Origin of the sequence: Bradyrhizobium sp. LTSP857, from assembly GCF_000938285.1 — a bacterium.
GTDB lineage: Bacteria > Pseudomonadota > Alphaproteobacteria > Rhizobiales > Xanthobacteraceae > Bradyrhizobium.
The window spans coordinates 179,530-197,840 of the sequence record NZ_JYMS01000044.1; the positions used below are offsets into that span (position 1 = coordinate 179,530).

Sequence of the window (18,311 nt, forward strand, 5' to 3'; positions counted from 1 at the left end):
CTGCTACCTCAGCGCCGAAATCGCCGACGTGATACGGCGGCAGGCCTCTTCCAGCCGCTCGAGCGACGTCGCGATGGATATCCGGAAGTGAGGCGAGAGGCCATAGGCTCCGCCATTGACGACCATGACTTTCGCGTACTCGACCAGGAACTCGGCGACATCCGTGTCGGCGGCAAGCACCTTGCCGTCCGGTGTGCGGCGCCCCAGCAAATCCGCACAGCCGACGAACAGGTAGAAGGCGCCTTGGGGACGGCTGCATGAAAGACCGGGTACCCAGTTCAGCATTGCGATGACGCGATCGCGACGCGCCTGAAACGCCGCCGACCGCTCCAGGAGAAATTCCTGTGGCCCAGTCAGGGCCGCCACTGCGGCGGCTTGGCTGATCGAGGAGCTGCTGCCCAGGGACTGCGACTGAACACGCCTCATCGACTCGATCAGCTCGGCCGGTCCACCGGCGAATCCGGTTCTCCAGCCCGTCATGGCGTAGGCCTTGGACACGCCGTTGATCGTCAGCGTCCTGTTCTTGAGATCTGGCGCAACGGCCGCGAAGCTGTGGAACTTGAGCCCGTCGAAGATGATGTGCTCATAGATCTCGTCGGTCATGACGTGAAGGCGCGGATGCCGCCTGACCACCTCGGCCAGAGCTTCGAGCTCTTCCCGGCTGTAGATCGCGCCGGTCGGGTTGTTCGGCGTATTGAGGAGAAGCCACTTGGTCCGTGGCGTGATCGCCTTCTCGAGGCTTTCGGCGTCGAGCTTGTAGCCATTGTTGTGCGAGCAGCTGACGACGACCGGCGTGCCGCCGACCAGCACGGTCATGTCGGTATACGACACCCAGTGAGGCGCCGGCACGATCACTTCGTCGCCGGCATCGAGACTTGCCATCAAGGCGAGGAACACGACGTTCTTCGCGCCCGAGCTGGCAAGGATTTCGTTGGGGGCATATTGGATATTGTTGTCGCGCTCGAACTTCGTCGCGATCGCGCGCTTGAGCTGGACGGTTCCGTCGGACGAGGTGTATCGCGTCTGGCCACCGCGCATTGCTGCGATCGCGGCTTCGATGACATGATCAGGCGTATCGAAATCGGGCTCGCCAGTCGCGAGCGAGATCAGGTCCACGCCTGCCGAGATAAGCTCGCGCGCCTTTCGTGATGCAGCTTCAGAGGCGGATGCTTTGACGCGAGACAGGCGGGCGGCAGTGAGTTGCATAAGACAGCTCCGGAATTCGTCGCCTTTCGAAGGCGCCGATAAGATCTCCCCCGTGCCGTTCCTCACCTCTGACGTCGCGGCCACTTCGTTGTGGCTCGCTATGACGAAATGATGCATCGTTCACGCGCCGGATCGCCAATTTATTCATTCCGTCATGCGATAAGTTCCTGCTAACACCCTGCCCCGATGCGACACATCCGCCTAAAAGAGGATCATCCCCTGCCTAATCTTAGGCACGTGCGCCTATTGACGCTCGTTTCGGAAGGGTTGAGCCTGCGCAAGGCCGCACAGCGTCTGCGACTGAGCCAACCTGCTGTGACGCTTGGACTTCGTGCGCTCGAAGAACACTATGGCGTGCACCTGTTCGAGCGACGCGCCACAGGATTGGTCGAGACGGAGTTTGGCGCTGCTCTGGTCAGACGCGCAGGGCGATGCATCTTTTACCTCACGCGCGCGCTGTCAAAATTCTGCCCGGACCCGGATCGGCCGTCGGTCGCACGCCTCGAACGCTTGCTCAATCTGTTGACGGTGTCACAGGTCCGCGCGCTGACCGCGATGGACGAGTCCGGCGGCTTCCGCAACGCCGCCGAGCACATCGGCTTGAGCGTGCCGTCCGTCCATCGCGCGATCGGCGGCCTTGAAGCTGCCGTCGGCGCCAAGCTGGTGCATCGGCAGAAATACGGCGGCTCACTCAATGATCTCGGCCACGAGATCGCAATCCTGTTCAGCCTGGCGCTGAGAGAGCTTCGCTTCGCCAATGCCGACATGAGTGCCCTCAATGGCCAGCTGCAAGGCACGATTGCGGTTGGTTGCGTTCGTGTCTCGGCATCCGTGCTGCTGCCGGCAACCATCCAGAAATGCGTTCACGCATTTCCCGGCATAAGCTTCGTGGTCGAGCAGGATCATTACGAAGACATGCTCGAGCATTTACGCGCCGGGCGGCTGGATTACCTCTGCACCACGGTGCGACCAGACATCCCGCGCGAGTTCAGGTCCGAAAAGCTGTTCGCGAGCGAGTTGTGCGTCGTCTGCGGACCGGATCATCCATTGGCCCGCGAAACCAACCTCGACGGTAAGACGCTTGCATCATATCCTTGGATCGGAGCCCAACCCGGCACCGGCGCTGCAGCGCGGATGGCGACGATGTTCGAGCTGGAAGGCATGGCTGCGCCGACCGCGGCCGTGACGACGCTGGAATTCTCGCTGGTCCGCTCACTGTTGTTTCAGACGAATTTCCTGGCGCTCACCACCCGCAGTACCCATGGGATCGACGACGCCCTGACGGGCCTCTGTATCCTCCCGAAGGCGGTGCCGAACTCACATCGCGACGTCTGGCTCCTGTCGCGGCGAGATCTGGAGCCAACGGCCATCCAGACGGAGTTCGTGCGGATCCTGCGCGCAACAGTCCACGAGACTCAATTGCAGCCGGCCATCGCCGCTGGCTGAACCATTTTCGCGTCCCGCAATCAACCTTGCCGGATGTACAAAAAAGCCCCGGCGGTTTCCCGCCGGGGCTCTCTGTTAGGTCGTTAGACCGATCTTACCAGTTGCGCTGAGCGCGGAGGATCAGGGCGAGCGAGTCCTGGTCCTTCAGCTCGTAGGTCGCGGTCGGCTTGGCGGTCGTGACGGCCGGGCTGATGCCAACCGTGCCAGCATACTTCTGGTCGAGATGGGTCCAGGAGAGGTCGGCCGAGAACGTCAAGTTCTTGACCGGGGTCCAGCGGGTGACGATACCCGCCTGGCCGATAGCGAAGTCCGGGTTACAGCTGGTCACACCCGCCAGGCCACCGAACACGCCGCCAGCACCGCCAGCGCCGCAGAGGGTGGTCTTGGCCAGCGTACCGAACTGGGCCTGAGCGTAGGCACCGTAGATCGCCGAGTTCCAGTAGGGATCCCAGTTGTGGGTGTAGGCGCCACGGAAGCCCCAGGTCTTGACGGTTTCCTGCGAGCTGCCGGTCACGAACACCGTGTCGGGAGCGTTGGCGAAGCCGAGGCTGCCGTAGGTGCCAGCAGCGCCCGAATTACCGTACAGCGCGTAGGAGCTGCCCGACAGATTCTGGAAGTTGTAGCGGGTCGCACCGTCGGTGTAGACGCCCTGGATGTTGATCGTATCACCCGCGCCGGTCGGGATGTTCTTGATCGAGAGAGCGAGCTGAACCGCCCAACCCCACTTGTCGTCGGGGTGGCCGGTGGTCTCGGTCGCACCGTAGTAGCCGACGTGGTTGTCATGCGCAGCCACCGACGCCTGGAAGAGGCCCCAGGCCTGGTCGACACGCACCGTACCGACGAGGTTCGGCGAACGCGAGCCGCCGATAGCGTTGGTGCCGTACGAGCCGCCGATCATGCCGCCCGCGGTCGCGCCGGTCATGTTGAGGTTGCCGGCCTGATAGTACTGGGTCGCATCTTCAGCCGAGAACGACGCCGTCACGCCCTGGCCGAAGTCAGCGGTGTAGGTGAACTGGACGACACCGGTGACGGTGCCGCTGCCGCCAACGAGGTTGTCGGTGATGTTGCCGGGATAGTTGGTCCAGGGCGCGTCGAACTGCGACACGGCCTTACCCATTGTGAAGCCAGCGAACTGGATGAAGGCGTAGTACACGCCGAGCGAACCGGCCGAGGTGTTGCCGTCGGTGCCGTTAACCGAGCCCGAACCGTTCGAACCGACGAGGCCGGTGCCCGCAGCGTTGAGACCGAGCGTACCGCTGTACTGGGTTCCGCCCGTTCCCGAACCGGTGGGGGTATAGTTGCCGGTCGTCCAGGAGAACACGCCGTCGAAGAAGGTGCGGACCACGCCGTACTCGGTCGCGGTGCGGGTGTCGATGTTGAGGTCTTCACGAGCGCGGAAGGTGTAGTAGTTCATCAGACGGTTGCGAGCACCGGCAGTACCGCCCTGGTTCGGGTTGAAGTCCGAATTGGTGCCCAGATTTGCGTCGGCACGCAGGTAACCACCCAGCTTGATGCAGGTGTCGGTGCCCGGGATGTAGTAGAATCCGGCGCCGTACAGCGAGCAGATCTTCACGTATTCGACCGCCTTGGCCTTCACGGGAAGATCGGCTGCGAACGCCCCGGAGACGGCCATCAGGCCGGCAGCCGAGCCGAGAAAGAGTGTCTTCGTCAACTTCATTAGTAAACCTCCAGGTCGGTTCAGGGGGCTCGCATCCTCGGTGGACGCCGCTTTACCCTCTCAATTTCCGTTCAATTCAGGTCCGCACTCGAGGTCCGGACTGAAACGACAGCGAGGTGCCCCCCCTCCGTCGTGGCTTCACATATAGTTTATAAAAACAATGGCCTCAATTTATTGATTTAGTGAATCGTAAGTTCCGGAGGCGATGTGACTTGAGAGCAACAGCTCACGGCCCGAGGGCCAAAATCAGCACGAATTCAGACGAAAAAAGCCCTCAGGGGGCATCCCGAGGGCTTCTTGGAGGTCTCACATCGCTGTCCATCGACAAGGTCAAGAGCAGCAAGATTGAGTGCGATAAGGCGTAATTTAATCAATTGTTTTTTGCAAGCAATAAATCCTCGGACGATTTCCACCGTTCGGTGTCTACCACTATCGTCGGTGCCCGATATTCGAGACGCCTCCCCAATATCCCATTAAAAGACTCGTCATAAACCAAACAGGGGGCAACATGATCGAGAAGAAACTCGACAGAGCAATTACCGACTTCATCTGGAACGTGGTCGAAATCCACTCTCAGATGGAGGACATCCACACCAGCTGGGCCGGACTGCTGGGCATTACCGAGCCACAATGGTTGATCCTGATGGCGATCACCGAACTGGACGAGGGGCGAGGCGTTGCCGGAACTGACATTGCGCACAAGTTGCGCGTTCACCCCGCCTTTGTGACCAACCAGACCAAGAACCTCGAAAAGAACGGCTTTCTATCGCGGCGACCGGGCGCTGACGACGCGCGCTTCGTCCTGATGTCGCTCACGACGAAGGCGACGGTGGAGATCGAAAAACTGTCCAAGAGAAAGCTCGCCTTGAACTCGACCATGTTCAACGATCTCGACGAGAAAACCTTGGCTGACCTCAACGCCGTCCTTGCAACGATCGCCAAGAACGCCCGATTGGCTGCACGATTATTGGCGCTAGACGTCTCGTAGCTTGAGCCGAGCCCGATTGGCCGGGCAACGCCTCTCACTCAGCTAGAGATAAGTTAGAGGATCGAGCTGACGGGCAGATCCGAGCTTGTCATCGAACCAGTCGAAAACGAAATCATCCACGGCAATAAAATTCTCGACCTCTCCCAGAGGATTCTGGATCGCGTTCGGGACGACAATCGAGCAATGAGCTCCGGATTGCCGGTAGCCGGCTTGCAGTTCGAGTGCGTCCTCCTCACGGACCATCGAGCGACTTCCGACCACCATGAGAATTGGACAAGGTATTGTGCGGGATATCCGCAAGGGGCGTATCGGGCTCCTGTCGGCCCCATGCGAGACGCCGGCTATCCAGCGAACCGACGCTTGACGTCGGTGCGACGCCCAAAGGCCCCCGTCGCACACGGCCGCGGCGATCCTGCGATCGGAAGAGGCGAGGCGAGACGCGTGGCTGGCGCCCGCCCCTTCGCCATAAACAGCGATCCGACTTGAATCGACATCCGGGCGGCCGTCCAAATAGTCCAACCAGCAACCAAGAGCATGCTCGGGCTTGGACGAGCGAAAAGCCGATGCATTGCGACCATCGATGAGCAGGAGCGACACTCTCCGGCAAAGTGCGACCGGAAACAACCGACTCAACATCGAGCTCAGAGTAACTTCCTCGTCGCCGACGCAGATGATCGCAGGGGCGGACGACTCATCGCAAGCAGCCGGCAGAAAAAGCCCCTCAAGCGGTCCTTGATCAAAACAGTCAATTTCCGCGCGCTCGATCGGCTTGGTGAAGCAATCTTCGAGCTTGCTCAGACTGAGGCCGATTTTGTCTGCGAGAACGATGCTTGCAGGATCTTCCGAGTACGACAGGCTTCTTGCGACCTCAAAGGCCGTCAGCGCGCACAGGTACGATTCGCCGACAACATGATCCGGACCAGCCCCGCCCGCGGATTCGGCGAGCAATAGGTAATCGTCCCCTACTCGCGTCCAATCTGATATCCATGATTTCCTCTGCGTCTCACGCACAAGGTCGGTGACCGATAGGCCCTCGAAGAATGCGGACGCACGCTTCCGCAGGCGCGCCAGGCTTCCACCAGCAACGTCAGAGAAGCCATGAGGCCAATATTCACAATCCATCTCCCGCCCCCTAAGCGGCGCAGTTAACGGCTACTCAGGGCTGCGGAATTCGCGTCCTCGACTGGTGTGCCCTTGGTCTGCACTCCAATCAGAGCAATTCCGATGCCAGATCCCCGTCGACTCGAGTAGGTCGTCATTTCCGCTCGCTCCATAGCTGCTACAAGTTGACGCACCCGCAAATGCCGCCACTTCGGTGGCCTTGCTCTCGGCACCGTTTGTCGCGGCCGACGAAAAAATTGAAACACGTTTGATGACAAAGGAAGGCACGACTGCAGTCTGCCGTCATAGCGGATTTTTATGACGCGAGATCGAGTGCCCTTTCTGCTGCATCTTGCGAGTTAGGGCGCCAGCTGCTTCGCCAAGAGCGATTGTTTCATGAGCGTGCTGCCCAAAGAACAAGCCCGAGCTGCGTCCAATCGACGCGCAGCGCAAATGCTGGAGAAATCTGACGGCGACCATCCCACGAACTTCTCGCGGAAGGTACTGCGAAGGAGCGGGAGCCGCATCCTGACCAGCGAGACCAAAATACGACTCTAGGGAGAAGGGTCCGCGATGCGCTCCAGTTTCTGCAAGCAACGTGTCGCGCGGACCACGGCCGGCATATCCTCGTCCGGAAAATTCGTCTTCCAATCGGTGACACCGACCTCGCCGATATAGAGGTCGCCCCTGGAATCCAGCGCGATGCCATGCGGCGCTAGAAATTTTCCGCTTGCTATCCCCGGACCGTCTTCACCGCCGAGCCGCGCGATACGCTTGCCCTTGGCGTCCACGATCGACAGCCGCGGACCGAGATTGGGCACCTTGCGGTTGACGGCCATGGCGGGACCGAGCTCACCGATGACGAAGGTGGGGCTCTTGCCGCCGCAACAACACAGCGCGCACGGCCGGTGCAGGTTGTTCCACTGCGTCTCGTATCTGCCATTGCCATCGAACACCTGCACGCGATGGTTCTCGCGGTCGGCGACGTAGACGAAGCCGTCGGCGTCGGTAGCGATGTTGTGCACGATGTTGAACTGGCCGGGATCAGTGCCAGGGCCGCCCCAACTCTTGATCAGCTTGCCGTCGGGCGTGAACTTGTGGACGCGGGCGTTGCCATAGCCGTCGGAGACGTAGATCTCGCCGTTTGGCGACAGCGCGGTGTGGGTGCAGCGGTGGAAGGGATCACCGTTCATGAACGGCGAGGGCTTCCCGGGGATGCCGATCGTCAGCAGTACTTTGCCATCGGTCGTGCATTTGCGCACGGTGTGGTCGCCATCGTCGGTGCAATAGAGATGATCGTCGGCGTCGATATGGAGGCCATGCGCGCGGGAGAACAGTCCCTCGCCCCAGCTCTGCAGGAAATTGCCCTCGCGGTCGAACACCACCATCGGATGAGCGCCGCGATTGAAGGCGTAAATGCGGTCCTTGCTGTCGACCGCGACGGAGGCGACGTCGGTGAGCTGCCAGCCGTCCGGCAGCTTCACCCAATTGTCGACGACGCGGTAGCGATGATTCCCCGAGCCGAGAATGGCTGCCACCTGATCTCCTATCGTTGCGCGGTCGCGGCGCGTGACCGCTCAGGCGAAGGTGCAGCCCTTGGACTCCAGCACCTTGCCGATGCCAGAGAGCTCGAGAATGTCGCCGCCAGCTTTGAGCGCCTTCATCACGCTGGCTTCCTTCTCCTCGCGCGCGGCCGACTTGACGCAAACGTCGGCAATGTTCTCCTTCGGCACAATCACCACGCCGTCGTCGTCGGCACTCACAATATCGCCAGGACGAACCGCAATGCCGCCGATGACGATCGGCTGATTGATGGTGCCAAGCGTCTCCTTGACGGTGCCCTTCATGCAGAGGCCGTAGGAGAAGACATTGAAGCCGGTGTCGCGCACCGCTGGGCCGTCGCGAACGCCGGCATCCGTGACCAGACCGACGATGCCCTTGGCGACGCAGGCCGTCGACAGCACCTCGCCGAACCCGCCCTGCTCGGGATGATCACCCGCACTCACAACGAGCACGTCACCCGGCTTGGCCAGCGAGATCGCGGTGATGAGCATCATGTTGTCGCCCGGATGGCAGCTGACCGTCAGCGCGGGCCCGCAGGCGCGCATGCCGGAATAGATCGGCTTGATGCGGGAGGTCAGTGCGCCCGATCGCCCCTGCGCTTCGTGCAGGGTGGACGGAGGAAACTGCTTGATACGCTCGACGAGATCTTTGGCAGGCCGATCGAATGTTCTGACAACGTGAACCATGGTCCCTCCGAGGGTCCGCAATCTAAGCTTCACCTGAGATAGTCGACCGTCTCACATCGGAGAATTTCAGATTTTAGGATTGCCGCATCGCGTTTCGTTATGGCTCGTCCTTCGGACCGTCCAGAGGCGATGTTGCGCCACCCGCAGCGATGGCAGCCGAGCCCGGGGGGCAATCGAACTGCCCCCAGTTCTTGACGATGATCTCGAGCAATATCTTGTAGACGGCGAATGCGGCATCGGACAGGGCAACGTTATCCGAAATGCATAGCGACATTTGCTGCGAGGCCGACGGCGCATTGATCCGCCGAATGCAGAGCTCATCCAGGTTCGGCAATGCCTTTGCGATGGAGATGGGCAGCACGGCCGCCCCCACGCCGGCTGCAATCGCCGAAGACAGGGTCGATTGGGAGTGGATCTCGGCGACGATGCGCGGGCGGAGTCCCACCTCGGCGCAGACCCGCTCGACCGTCTGTCGGAGGAAGGATTCCCGATATGGAAGCAGAAGGTCGAATTGAGCGACCTCCTCCGCCGAAACCTCCTCCGGAGGCATCTGCTCCGGGTACATGCTGCGGGGCGCCACAAGATAAAAATACTCGCGCATCAGCGGCTTGTAATCGAGACCCGTCACCGGACGATCGCCGTACAGGACGGCCATATCCATGCTCCCCTTCAGCATCATTTCGCTGAGCATGATCCCCGAGCTGTCGTAGATGTGTGGCACGATGCCGGGATAGCGTTCACGCACCTGCATCAGCAGCGGAGTCGCGAGCAATGCCGCCGAGCTGAGCGGCGCCAGGCCGATCGTGACGTTGCCGGTCAGCTCCGGCTTGTTGTCCAGAATGGTGCGCCGGGCTTCCTCGATCTGCCGCTGGATGGACTTGGCGTAGCGATAGAGGATCCGTCCGGCCTCGGTGGGCTTGACCCCGCGGGCGCTGCGATCGAGCAGCTTGCACTTGAAGTCCGCTTCCAGGCTCGCAATGTGCTGGCTCAAGGCCGGCTGCGCGACGTTCAGCACCTTTGCCGCGCTCGTCATGCTGCCGAGATCCACGACCTTCGTGAATGCCTCCAAACGTTTCGTATCCAATACGGCGCCTCCGGATATCCAGACAGGGAGCAATGCAGCAGCAATAGGCTGAAGCTATGGGATCAGAAGGAAATGTTCTTACCATCTGGAACCCGCAGGGCCTATAGGTAGCTCTGAACACGTCCGCCGCTCGCATCGCAGCCGACGCCATCGAGGGCTGGACGGTAGCAGAGGGAGCCCTGCGGATGGGATTTTCGGACTATCGAACGGCCCTGGTGACCGGTGCGTCCTCGGGGATCGGTGCGGCGACGGTGCGCCGCCTCAGTGCGGAAGGGCTCGAAGTCTACGCCGTGGCGCGCGACGCAGCCCGCTTGAGCGCCCTATCCGCGGAGACCGGATGCCGGCCCTGCGCCGTTGATATCAGCGACCTGGACGCGCTTGCGGCGCTGGCGAAGTCCGCCGAGTTCGACGTCCTGGTCAACAATGCCGGCCAATCCCGACGCGGGAATATCCTGGACACGACGCCGGAGGATGTCGACGCACTCATCGACGTCAATCTGCGTGCGGTGCTGCATCTGACACGGCTCGTCGTGCCGGGCATGGCGCACCGCGACCGCGGCCATATCGTCAACATCTCCTCCATCGCGGGCCACTACGCATTTGCCGGCGGAAACACCGTGTACCATGCCACCAAAGCGGGCATTCACTCGCTGTCGCAGCAATTGCGCGTTGATCTCTTCGGCACCAGGGTTCGCGTCACCGAGATATCACCGGCGCGGGTCGAGACTGAAGTCTTCGGGCGCCTTCTGGGCGACCTCGCCGAAGCCAAGCGCCGCTTCTTTGACGACTATGATGCACTCCAGCCTGAGGACATCGCCAACTCGATCACATTCGCGATCGGATCGCCGGCGCGCATGAATGTCGCGTTCATGGAGGTCTTGCCGACCCAGCAGGTTGTCGGCGGCCTCAATTTCGCACAAAAGGGCCCGCGGCCAGCAGAGTGATGCATGAACGCCCCGAACTCGACGTGCCGTCAACACAGAGCGTGACCGTGGATCTCCCTAAAATCGAACAGCTCGTGGATCTGGTTGCGAGGTCCTCCATCGCGGAACTCGAGCTTACGCAGGATGGAACACGCATCCGCATCCTCAAGCGACCGGATCAGGGAGCGCCCCAGGTCTCGGCACCTCTTGCAAGTGCAGGCAACTCGCAGGCTCCCGCCCTCGATCGCCAGGAAGGCCCTGCTCCCGACGCCCCCGCCTCGGCCATCACAAACATTGTCGTGCCCGCACCGATGCACGGCGTGTTCTACCGGGCAGCGGCGCCGGACGAGCCGCCGCTGGTCGAGGTCGGTGCACGGATCGAGGTCGGGCAGAAGATATGCATCATCGAGGCAATGAAGACCTTCATCGACGTCACAGCCGAAGCGCCGGGCGTCGTGCTTGCGATCCTCGCGGATGACGGTAACGAGATCGAAGCGGGACAAGCCCTGTTTCGGATCGGTCCTGCGGGTCCATCCTGATGTTCGACAAGGTCCTGATCGCCAACCGCGGCGAGATCGCGCTTCGTATCCAGCGCGCCTGTCGGGCCATGGGCCTCAAGACGGTCGTCATTCACTCGGAAGCGGACAACGACGCGCGCTATGTCGCGCTTGCAGACCAGGCACTCTGCATCGGGCCGGCACCGGCGAGCGGCACCTATCTCAACGCGGCGGCGATCCTGCTCGCGGCGGAGGTCAGCGGCGCCCAGGCAATTCACCCGGGCTACGGATTCCTCTCGGAGAGTGCGGAGTTCGCCGAGCGGGTCACGCGCGCCGGCCTCACCTTCATCGGCCCACCGGCGGATTGCATCCGGACCATGGGCGACAAGGTTGCAGCCAAGCGCACGATGCGAACGGCCGGCGTGCCTTGCGTGCCCGGGCCGGACAGCGCCCTGCCGGATGATCCGGCCGAAGTGCGCGCGCTCGCGCGGGACATTGGGTACCCCGTGATCATCAAGGCCGCCGGTGGCGGCGGCGGACGCGGCATGCGGATCGTGCGCAACGAAGACGCACTGGATCAGGCGCTCGCGCTGACGCGTGCGGAGGCGAGCAAGGCCTTCAAGAACGCTGCGGTCTACATCGAGAAATTCCTCGAAAAGCCCCGCCATATCGAGATTCAGGTGCTGTGCGATCAGCACGACAATCATCTCTGGCTCGGCGACCGCGACTGCTCGCTCCAACGCAGAAACCAGAAGGTCGTCGAGGAAGCTCCCGCACCCGGCATCGATCGCGCGCTGATCGAACAGGTGGGCTCAAGCTGCGTCGAAGCCTGCCGGCGGATCGGCTACCGCGGCGCAGGCACTTTCGAATTCCTCTACGAGGACGGGCAATTCTTCTTCATCGAGATGAACACGCGCGTCCAGGTCGAGCACCCCGTCACCGAGATGACGACCGGGATCGACATCGTCAAGGAGCAAATCCGGATCGCACAAGGCGAGCCGCTGCGGATCTCGCAAGCCGACATCGCGCGCGTTGGCCATGCGATCGAGTTTCGCATCAATGCCGAAGACCCCACCACCTTCGCGCCATCGCCCGGCACGGTGACGCGCTGGGACGTTCCCGGCGGGATCGGCATCCGCGTCGATTCCCACATCACCGCCGGTGCCACCGTTTCCCGTCACTATGACTCGCTGATCGGCAAGCTGATCGCCCATGGCAGCACCCGCGATGAAGCCATGGCACGCGCGCGCGTCGCCTTGTCTGAACTGCGCGCCGAAGGCATCCGAACCAATGTGCCGTTGCATCAGGCGATCCTGTCCGATCCGACGTTCTGCCGTGGCGGCTACGACATCCACCATCTCGAGCACTGGATGAGCGCGCGAGTGGCCGCGCAATGACGACGCCGGACCGACCGCGGATCAGCCTGCTCGGAACATCGGCGCTATTGTTCGAGGCCCCCGGCGCGTTCGACCTGCCGCATCAGCGGCGCATCTGGTCGCTGGCGGCCACCGCATCGGCATGGCCGGGAATCCGTGAGGCGATTCCCGGCATCACCAACCTGATGCTGACCTTCGAGACACCTCCCCGCGAGCTTAAGACCCTGATTACCGCCCTCAACGACGGCTGGGACGAGGCAGAAGGCATCGCCATCGGCGGTCGCGAGATCAAGCTGCCTGTCACCTATGGCGGCGAGATCGGATCGTCGCTCAAGTCCGTCGCCGATCATTGCGGCCTGTCAGTGGACGATGTCGTGTCGATCCATGCTGCGCCGCTCTACACGGTGTTCGCGCTGGGCAGCCATCCCGGCTATTGCTACCTCGGCGGCATGGACCCGCGGATCACCATGCCGCGGCGTCAGACGCCGCTGCAACGTTCCGCAGGTGGCTCGGTGTCCATCGGCGGATCACAGACCGGCGTCTCCGCATCACCTGGCCCCAGCGGCTGGCACGCCATCGGGCATACGGACTGGACGTTCTTCGATCCGTCCTGGCCTACACCGGCCGCGCTCGTACCCGGCGATATCATCCGCTTCGAGATCGAACGGGTGATCCGTTGATCGAGATCCTGTCAGTCACGGGTCCGGCCAGCGTCCAGGACCTGGGCCGGTTCGACCAATATCGCTTCGGGGTCGGCACATCGGGCGCGATGGACGACGTCGCCTTGCGCGCCGGCAACATCCTTCTCGGCAATGACGAGAATGCCGCCGGCATCGAAATCCCGATGCTGCCGTTCAAGCTCAGCTTCGGCCGGGACAGGGCCTTCGCGCTGACGGGCGCCGGGGTCGAGGCCGAAATCGCAGGACGCTCGATCCCGCCATGGTGGCGTTCGTACGCCCGCGCCGGAGATGTTCTAACCATCAAGGCGATGTCCCACGGCGCGCGATGCTATCTGACGGTCGGCGGCGGCATCGACGTGCCGATCGTGCTGGGATCGCGCAGCACGCAATTTCGCGGCGAATTCGGCGGTTTGCACGGACGACCGCTCCAGCCCGGCGATATCCTGCCCTGCGCCGCGTCCACCGCGACCATCGGCGAGCTCGGGATCGAGCCGGCCGATCTCACTCTGGCGCGGGCAAACGCATCCACGGACGAGACCATCGTCAGGGTCGTGATCGCGGGCGAATATGACGGATTCGACGGTCCCACGCAGGCGCTGTTCTGGCGTAGCAGCTGGAAGATCACGCCGCAAAGCAACCGCTACGGCTACCGTCTGCAAGGCCCGGCCGTGAAGCCGCGCGTGCCGATCGAGAAGCGCTCTCACGGCATCGTCCCCGGCGTCATCCAGATTCCACCCAACGGGCAACCCATCATCCAGATGCGCGACGCGCAGACGTCCGGCGGCTATCCGAAGATCGCAACCGTGATCAGGGCCGATCTCTGGCGCGTCGGGCAGGCGCGCCTCGGCGGAAAATTGCGGTTCGAGCAAACCGCTTATACCGATGCGCTTGCGGCCGAGGCCGAGATGTCCGCCTATCTCGATCGGCTGAGGACAAATGTGCGTCTTGTCGAGGAGATCAGAGCATGCCGATAGAGCTGACCGATATCGAACGCCTGGCGCAAATCCTCGAAAGGTCCGGCGTCGACGCGATCGAGATCGAGGAGTCGGGACAGTCGCTGAAGCTCGTCATGGATACAGGCGCCCGGATGGCTGCCTCTCCGATGCTGGCTGCTGCGGCCGGCCCAGCCGCAGACCACTCCGTCATTGCCAAGGCCGATGTCGCAGGACATTTCCTTGCGGCTCATCCCTGGCGGGACAAGCCGTTTGTTGCGCCCGGTCAGCGGATCGAGGCCGGCGCAATCGTCGGCCTGGTCAAGATCGGACTGCTCTATGCACCCGTCATTGCGCCGGCCGCTGGCACCGTCGATGCCGTGATCGCAGAGACGGGGGCAATGGTCGGCTACGGCACACCAATTGCGCGCATCCGCCCACTCGGCAAGATCAGCCCGATCAGTTGAGCAATACGGTTGCGGGCGTGACTTCACCGCCGCCCTGCTCGATCACGCGGCGCACCGTGCCGGCGAGGTTGACCGATCCGGGGGTGTCGCTGTGGATCAGGATCGAGCGCGCCTCGATCTTGATCGACTTGCCTTCGATCGTCTTCACCGTTCCGCTATCAAGGAACCGCTGAACCCGCTCGGCCACGGCCTCGGGCGAGGTGATGACCGAATTGGGAAGCTTGCGGGACACCAGATGGGCATTCTCGTCGTAGGCCCGATCGGCCAGGAACAGCGTCAGGACACGCAGGCCGACCTTGCGCGCGGCCCGCACGATCTCGGCGCCGGGCTGCGAGAACACGATGAAATCGCGATTGATGGTCGCAATCGCACGCGCAACGATTTCGGCCATCTCGGGATCCGCATCCACCATGTTGCCCATCGCTGCATGGAAGCTGACATGGGTCACGCGGTGGCCTGCGTTGGCCGCGATCGCCTGTAACGCGCCGATCTGGTAGACCATGTGCTTCTCGAGCTCGGCGGCATCCATCTGGATCACGCGCCGGCCAAAACCGAGCAGATCCGGCAGGCCCGGATGGGCGCCGACCTCGACCCCCTTCTGCTTCGCCAGCCGGACCATGCGATCCATGATGATGGGATCGCCGGCGTGGAAACCACACGCGACATTGGCCGACGAGATGATGCCCATCAGCGCCTCATCGTCGCAGATGCGATAGTTGCCGAAACCTTCGCCCATGTCTGAATTGATGCCGATTTTCATGTTTGCACCCTGCTCTTGTTATTGTTGATGTCCACTCAAAGCGCTCGATAGAGATCCGCAGTCGCACGCAACTTCGCGAGGTAGCCGTTGACGGGCGCCATGGCCGCAACGGCCTCCTGGTAGCTGACCTCGCTGAAGGCGATGAACGATCCCGGCGCCGCCTGGCCGAGACGCCAGAGATCGGCCTGAATCACGGCAGCCATCTTCGGATAGCCGCCTGCCGTGTTGGCGTCGCTCATCTGGATGATCGGCTCGCCGGCCGGCGGCACCTGCACGACACCCGCCACGACGCCATGCGAACGCATCTCGACCGGCGCGTCCAATGTCAGTCTGCCTCCGGTGAGGCGGTATCCACCGCGGTCGCTGCGGGCACTGATCTTCCATGTCGTGGACCAGAACGCGGCCTGCATCGCCTCCGAAAACAGATCATATTCGCCGGCCCGCATGAGACGCACCCGCAGCACGCGGTCCTTCGATGGACCACGGCCCGCAATCGCCACATCGGGTGGTTCGACGCCGAAATCGAAGCGGCCGGCGGCCTCGCACCGTGTCTCGCCGACCGGCACGACGTCGCCTGCCTGCAAGGCGCGGCCCTCCATCCCGCCGAAGCCGGCGCGCAGATGGGTGCTGCGCGAGCCCAGCACGCGCGGCACATCGATGCCGCCTGCGAACGTCACGTAGACGCGTGTACCTCGCCTGGGCGCGCTGATTGAAAGGATATCGCCTGCCTTGGCCCGCCTACACCACCATGATGGAACAGTCGTGCCCGCCAATGTGGCATCGTGGTCGGCACCGGTTAGCGCGAATGTGGTGTCGGCCTCGAATCGCAGGCGGAAAGGAAACGTCTGGATCTCGATTCCGGCGGCATCGCGATCGTTACCAAGCAACGCGTTTCCGGCCTCGAGGGCGACGGGATCCATGGCGCCGGACGTGCTCACACCCAGGCGGCGCGCGCCGTTGCGGCCCTGATCCTGGATGGTATTGAACGCATTGCTGGTCAGTATCTCGATCACAGCTCGATCCGATCGATCCTGAACCTGACGCGGTCACCCGGCAGCATGAGAGACGGCTGGGTCCGCTCTGGATCGAACATCGCAACAGAGGCCCAGCCGATCGCATTCCATCCGTTCGGACTGGTCAAGACCGCGACGCCGGTCTGCATCCCGCCGATGGTCACTGAGCCCGCGCTCATGTTCAATGAAGGTACGGACTTTCGTGGCATGAAGATGCGCGGATCAAGGCCGTGGAGGTAACCGAACCCCGGCGAACTCGCGACCGCGCAAACCGTATATTCGCCGTCGCTGTGAATCCTGATCACCTCCCGCTCGGATAGTCCCGCGCGCGCGGCGACCGCGGGCAAGTCGAATCCTTGCTCACCGCCGTAGACGACGGGAATTTCGATGAGCTTGCCATCCGCCTGACGGCCCGGCAGACGATGCCACAGTTCGATGATCGAAGCGCTGAGCCCGCCGAGATCGTCAGGCGGTTGCTCAAATGCCAGCATCACGTTGGTGACGCCAATGACGGCCTCCTGGACATTTGGCCAGGACGAGAGTGCATCAGCCAGGGCCCAGATGCGTCCCTGCTGTACCAGGTCGAAGTCGCCGGGCGCTTCAATCAGCATCGCGAGTGTACCGATCAGGCTGACCTTCGGGCTTTTTTCGATCGCGCCGACAAAGGGAGCACTGGGATGATTAATCGACAAAAACGCCTCGCACGTCCAACGCCCACGGCGTCGTCAGCGTTAAATTTAGCCAGACAGCGGAAGTCGATCCAAGACGATGTTCGTCTGCGGGTATAAGGGATGTCGATTGCCCGCGAGCCTCAGTGGCGTGCGATGACGTGATTGCTCGGAGAGCCCCATCGCGCGACAACCTCTTCGCCCACGGTATATCGAAGTCCCGCTTGCTGCGACTGATTCTGCTCGAACACAATGATCTGCTCGCCGCCGCTCGTCTTCAGATAATAGTGACTGACGAACCCTCTATAGATGGCCTGGTCGACACGCGCAGCCACGCTGTTGACCTGTGGTGGCGCTGCGTTCTCGCCGGCCCTCTCGACGATGATCGACTCGGGCCGAATCGAGATCATCGCGTCGGTCGCGGATGCCGGCATCTCGTCGACCTCCAGGCTCAGCTCCGGCGAAACACGGATGAGCGCACCGCCGCCGCTTCTCTGTTCAACGTGTCCTTCGAACAGATTCGAAGCACCGATGAACTTCGCCACAAATTTCGACGTCGGGCGCTGGTAGATTTCGGTCGGCGAGCCGACCTGCTCGAGTTTGCCGTCGCGCATCACCACGATCTTGTCGGCCATGGTCAGGGCCTCGTCCTGATCATGGGTGACCATGATCGTGGTGAGACCCAGCCTGCGCTGCAAGGCGCGCAACTCGACCTGCATGCTTTCGCGCAGCCCCTTGTCGAGCGCTCCTAGCGGTTCATCGAGCAACAGCATCGCCGGCTCAATGACCAGCGCCCGTCCAAGCGCGACGCGCTGCTGCTGACCGCCCGACAACTGCGCCGGATACCGCTTTCCGAAGTTCGACAGCTGGACGAGGCTGAGTGCCGAAGCCACTTTCTTCGCGGCCTCGGCCTTCGCGATCCCGCGCACGTCGAGGCCGAATGCGATGTTCTCCTCGACGGTAAGATGCGGGAACAGAGCGTAGCTCTGAAACAGCATTCCGACGTTGCGGCGATGGACCGGAATGTCGGTCACTCTCTCGTCGTTCACGAAGACGTCGCCGGATGTCGGACGGATCAGGCCCGCGATCATGCGAAGGCAGGTGGTCTTGCCGCATCCGCTCGGACCGAGCAGCGCGATCAAATGGCCCGGCTCGATCGTGAGCGATACGTCGTCGACGGCAACCGTTCGGTTGTATTCCTTGCTGAGGCGATCAAGCCTGACTACGGACGACCTCATGGCAC

At 62.4% G+C, this 18,311-nt stretch carries 18 protein-coding genes; 8 read left to right on the top strand and 10 right to left on the bottom strand.

Annotated features, from left to right (window positions below):
- Positions 1-3: 3 nt before the first annotated feature.
- Entirely contained in the window at positions 4-1,206 is a 1,203-nt protein-coding gene (locus UP06_RS27590) for an aminotransferase class I/II-fold pyridoxal phosphate-dependent enzyme (RefSeq protein ID WP_045006813.1), read from the bottom strand.
- Between the two features lie 186 nt (positions 1,207-1,392).
- Here UP06_RS27590 and UP06_RS27595 point away from each other — a divergent pair, with 186 nt between their 5' ends.
- A complete protein-coding gene (locus UP06_RS27595; protein ID WP_082078786.1) occupies positions 1,393-2,652 on the top strand; it encodes a LysR family transcriptional regulator in 1,260 nt (419 codons plus the stop codon).
- A 94-nt stretch (positions 2,653-2,746) separates the two neighbouring features.
- Here UP06_RS27595 and UP06_RS27600 read toward each other — a convergent pair whose 3' ends face one another.
- The gene (locus UP06_RS27600; RefSeq protein WP_045006815.1) at positions 2,747-4,330 is read right to left on the bottom strand and encodes a porin; all 1,584 of its coding nucleotides are present in this window, start codon (positions 4,328-4,330) and stop codon (positions 2,747-2,749) included.
- A 508-nt stretch (positions 4,331-4,838) separates the two neighbouring features.
- Here UP06_RS27600 and UP06_RS27605 point away from each other — a divergent pair.
- Complete coding sequence (locus UP06_RS27605; protein WP_045006816.1) at positions 4,839-5,318, top strand: MarR family winged helix-turn-helix transcriptional regulator; 480 nt, start codon at positions 4,839-4,841, stop codon at positions 5,316-5,318.
- Positions 5,319-5,360: 42 nt separating this feature from the next.
- Here UP06_RS27605 and UP06_RS27610 read toward each other — a convergent pair whose 3' ends face one another.
- The 4 genes from UP06_RS27610 to UP06_RS27625 all read right to left on the bottom strand — a co-directional run bounded on the left by UP06_RS27610 (position 5,361) and on the right by UP06_RS27625 (position 9,785).
- Positions 5,361-6,266: an alpha/beta hydrolase family protein gene (locus UP06_RS27610; RefSeq protein ID WP_349509940.1), complete on the bottom strand. Its 906-nt coding sequence runs from the start codon at positions 6,264-6,266 to the stop codon at positions 5,361-5,363.
- Positions 6,267-6,973: 707 nt separating this feature from the next.
- On the bottom strand, positions 6,974-7,957 hold the full coding sequence (locus tag UP06_RS27615; RefSeq protein WP_045006818.1) for a peptidyl-alpha-hydroxyglycine alpha-amidating lyase family protein: 984 nt from the start codon (positions 7,955-7,957) through the stop codon (positions 6,974-6,976).
- 39 nt (positions 7,958-7,996) lie between these two features.
- Positions 7,997-8,668, bottom strand: a complete 672-nt coding sequence (locus UP06_RS27620; protein ID WP_045006819.1) for a 4-carboxy-4-hydroxy-2-oxoadipate aldolase/oxaloacetate decarboxylase — start codon at positions 8,666-8,668, stop codon at positions 7,997-7,999.
- A gap of 97 nt (positions 8,669-8,765) precedes the next feature.
- The gene (locus UP06_RS27625) at positions 8,766-9,785 is read right to left on the bottom strand and encodes a LysR substrate-binding domain-containing protein (protein WP_349509941.1); all 1,020 of its coding nucleotides are present in this window, start codon (positions 9,783-9,785) and stop codon (positions 8,766-8,768) included.
- 152 nt (positions 9,786-9,937) lie between these two features.
- Between UP06_RS27625 and UP06_RS27630 the strand changes: the two genes are divergently transcribed.
- From UP06_RS27630 to UP06_RS27655, 6 genes are read left to right on the top strand one after another with little or no spacing between them, the layout of a single operon-like run.
- Positions 9,938-10,696: an SDR family oxidoreductase gene (locus tag UP06_RS27630; RefSeq protein WP_045006820.1), complete on the top strand. Its 759-nt coding sequence runs from the start codon at positions 9,938-9,940 to the stop codon at positions 10,694-10,696.
- A 47-nt stretch (positions 10,697-10,743) separates the two neighbouring features.
- Complete coding sequence (locus UP06_RS27635) at positions 10,744-11,214, top strand: acetyl-CoA carboxylase biotin carboxyl carrier protein (RefSeq protein WP_045006908.1); 471 nt, start codon at positions 10,744-10,746, stop codon at positions 11,212-11,214.
- On the top strand, positions 11,214-12,569 hold the full coding sequence (accC, locus tag UP06_RS27640) for an acetyl-CoA carboxylase biotin carboxylase subunit (RefSeq protein ID WP_045006821.1): 1,356 nt from the start codon (positions 11,214-11,216) through the stop codon (positions 12,567-12,569). The genes UP06_RS27635 and accC overlap by 1 nt, the downstream gene beginning before the upstream one ends.
- On the top strand, positions 12,566-13,228 hold the full coding sequence (gene pxpB / locus UP06_RS27645) for a 5-oxoprolinase subunit PxpB (RefSeq protein ID WP_045006822.1): 663 nt from the start codon (positions 12,566-12,568) through the stop codon (positions 13,226-13,228). The genes accC and pxpB (UP06_RS27645) overlap by 4 nt, the downstream gene beginning before the upstream one ends.
- Positions 13,225-14,202 carry a 5-oxoprolinase subunit C family protein gene (locus UP06_RS27650; RefSeq protein WP_045006823.1) on the top strand — a complete coding sequence of 326 codons (978 nt, stop codon included), beginning with the start codon at positions 13,225-13,227 and terminating at the stop codon, positions 14,200-14,202. Before pxpB (UP06_RS27645) ends, UP06_RS27650 begins: the two co-directional genes overlap by 4 nt.
- On the top strand, positions 14,193-14,627 hold the full coding sequence (locus tag UP06_RS27655; RefSeq protein ID WP_045006824.1) for an acetyl-CoA carboxylase biotin carboxyl carrier protein: 435 nt from the start codon (positions 14,193-14,195) through the stop codon (positions 14,625-14,627). Before UP06_RS27650 ends, UP06_RS27655 begins: the two co-directional genes overlap by 10 nt.
- Here UP06_RS27655 and UP06_RS27660 read toward each other — a convergent pair.
- The 4 genes from UP06_RS27660 to UP06_RS27675 form a co-directional block, all read right to left on the bottom strand.
- Positions 14,620-15,387 carry a LamB/YcsF family protein gene (locus UP06_RS27660; protein ID WP_045006825.1) on the bottom strand — a complete coding sequence of 256 codons (768 nt, stop codon included), beginning with the start codon at positions 15,385-15,387 and terminating at the stop codon, positions 14,620-14,622. The two genes, UP06_RS27655 and UP06_RS27660, sit on opposite strands and share 8 nt — an antisense overlap.
- A 35-nt stretch (positions 15,388-15,422) precedes the next feature.
- On the bottom strand, positions 15,423-16,400 hold the full coding sequence (locus UP06_RS27665) for a 5-oxoprolinase subunit C family protein (RefSeq protein ID WP_045006826.1): 978 nt from the start codon (positions 16,398-16,400) through the stop codon (positions 15,423-15,425).
- Positions 16,397-17,092 (bottom strand): 5-oxoprolinase subunit PxpB, encoded by a 696-nt coding sequence (gene pxpB, locus UP06_RS27670; protein ID WP_045006827.1) that lies wholly within the window; start codon positions 17,090-17,092, stop codon positions 16,397-16,399. The genes UP06_RS27665 and pxpB (UP06_RS27670) overlap by 4 nt, the downstream gene beginning before the upstream one ends.
- Before the next feature lie 119 nt (positions 17,093-17,211).
- Positions 17,212-18,306, bottom strand: coding sequence for an ABC transporter ATP-binding protein (locus UP06_RS27675; RefSeq protein ID WP_045006828.1), 1,095 nt, complete (start codon positions 18,304-18,306; stop codon positions 17,212-17,214).
- Between the last annotated feature and the right edge of the window lie 5 nt (positions 18,307-18,311).

Coding starts and splice junctions, on each gene's coding strand:
- UP06_RS27590 (WP_045006813.1), bottom strand. CDS start 1,206: ATGCAACTCACTGCCGCCCGCCTGTCTCGCGTCAAAGCATCCGCCTCT.
- UP06_RS27595 (WP_082078786.1), top strand. CDS start 1,393: ATGCGACACATCCGCCTAAAAGAGGATCATCCCCTGCCTAATCTTAGG.
- UP06_RS27600 (WP_045006815.1), bottom strand. CDS start 4,330: ATGAAGTTGACGAAGACACTCTTTCTCGGCTCGGCTGCCGGCCTGATG.
- UP06_RS27605 (WP_045006816.1), top strand. CDS start 4,839: ATGATCGAGAAGAAACTCGACAGAGCAATTACCGACTTCATCTGGAAC.
- UP06_RS27620 (WP_045006819.1), bottom strand. CDS start 8,668: ATGGTTCACGTTGTCAGAACATTCGATCGGCCTGCCAAAGATCTCGTC.
- UP06_RS27630 (WP_045006820.1), top strand. CDS start 9,938: ATGGGATTTTCGGACTATCGAACGGCCCTGGTGACCGGTGCGTCCTCG.
- accC (WP_045006821.1), top strand. CDS start 11,214: ATGTTCGACAAGGTCCTGATCGCCAACCGCGGCGAGATCGCGCTTCGT.
- pxpB (WP_045006822.1), top strand. CDS start 12,566: ATGACGACGCCGGACCGACCGCGGATCAGCCTGCTCGGAACATCGGCG.
- UP06_RS27655 (WP_045006824.1), top strand. CDS start 14,193: ATGCCGATAGAGCTGACCGATATCGAACGCCTGGCGCAAATCCTCGAA.
- UP06_RS27660 (WP_045006825.1), bottom strand. CDS start 15,387: ATGAAAATCGGCATCAATTCAGACATGGGCGAAGGTTTCGGCAACTAT.
- UP06_RS27675 (WP_045006828.1), bottom strand. CDS start 18,306: ATGAGGTCGTCCGTAGTCAGGCTTGATCGCCTCAGCAAGGAATACAAC.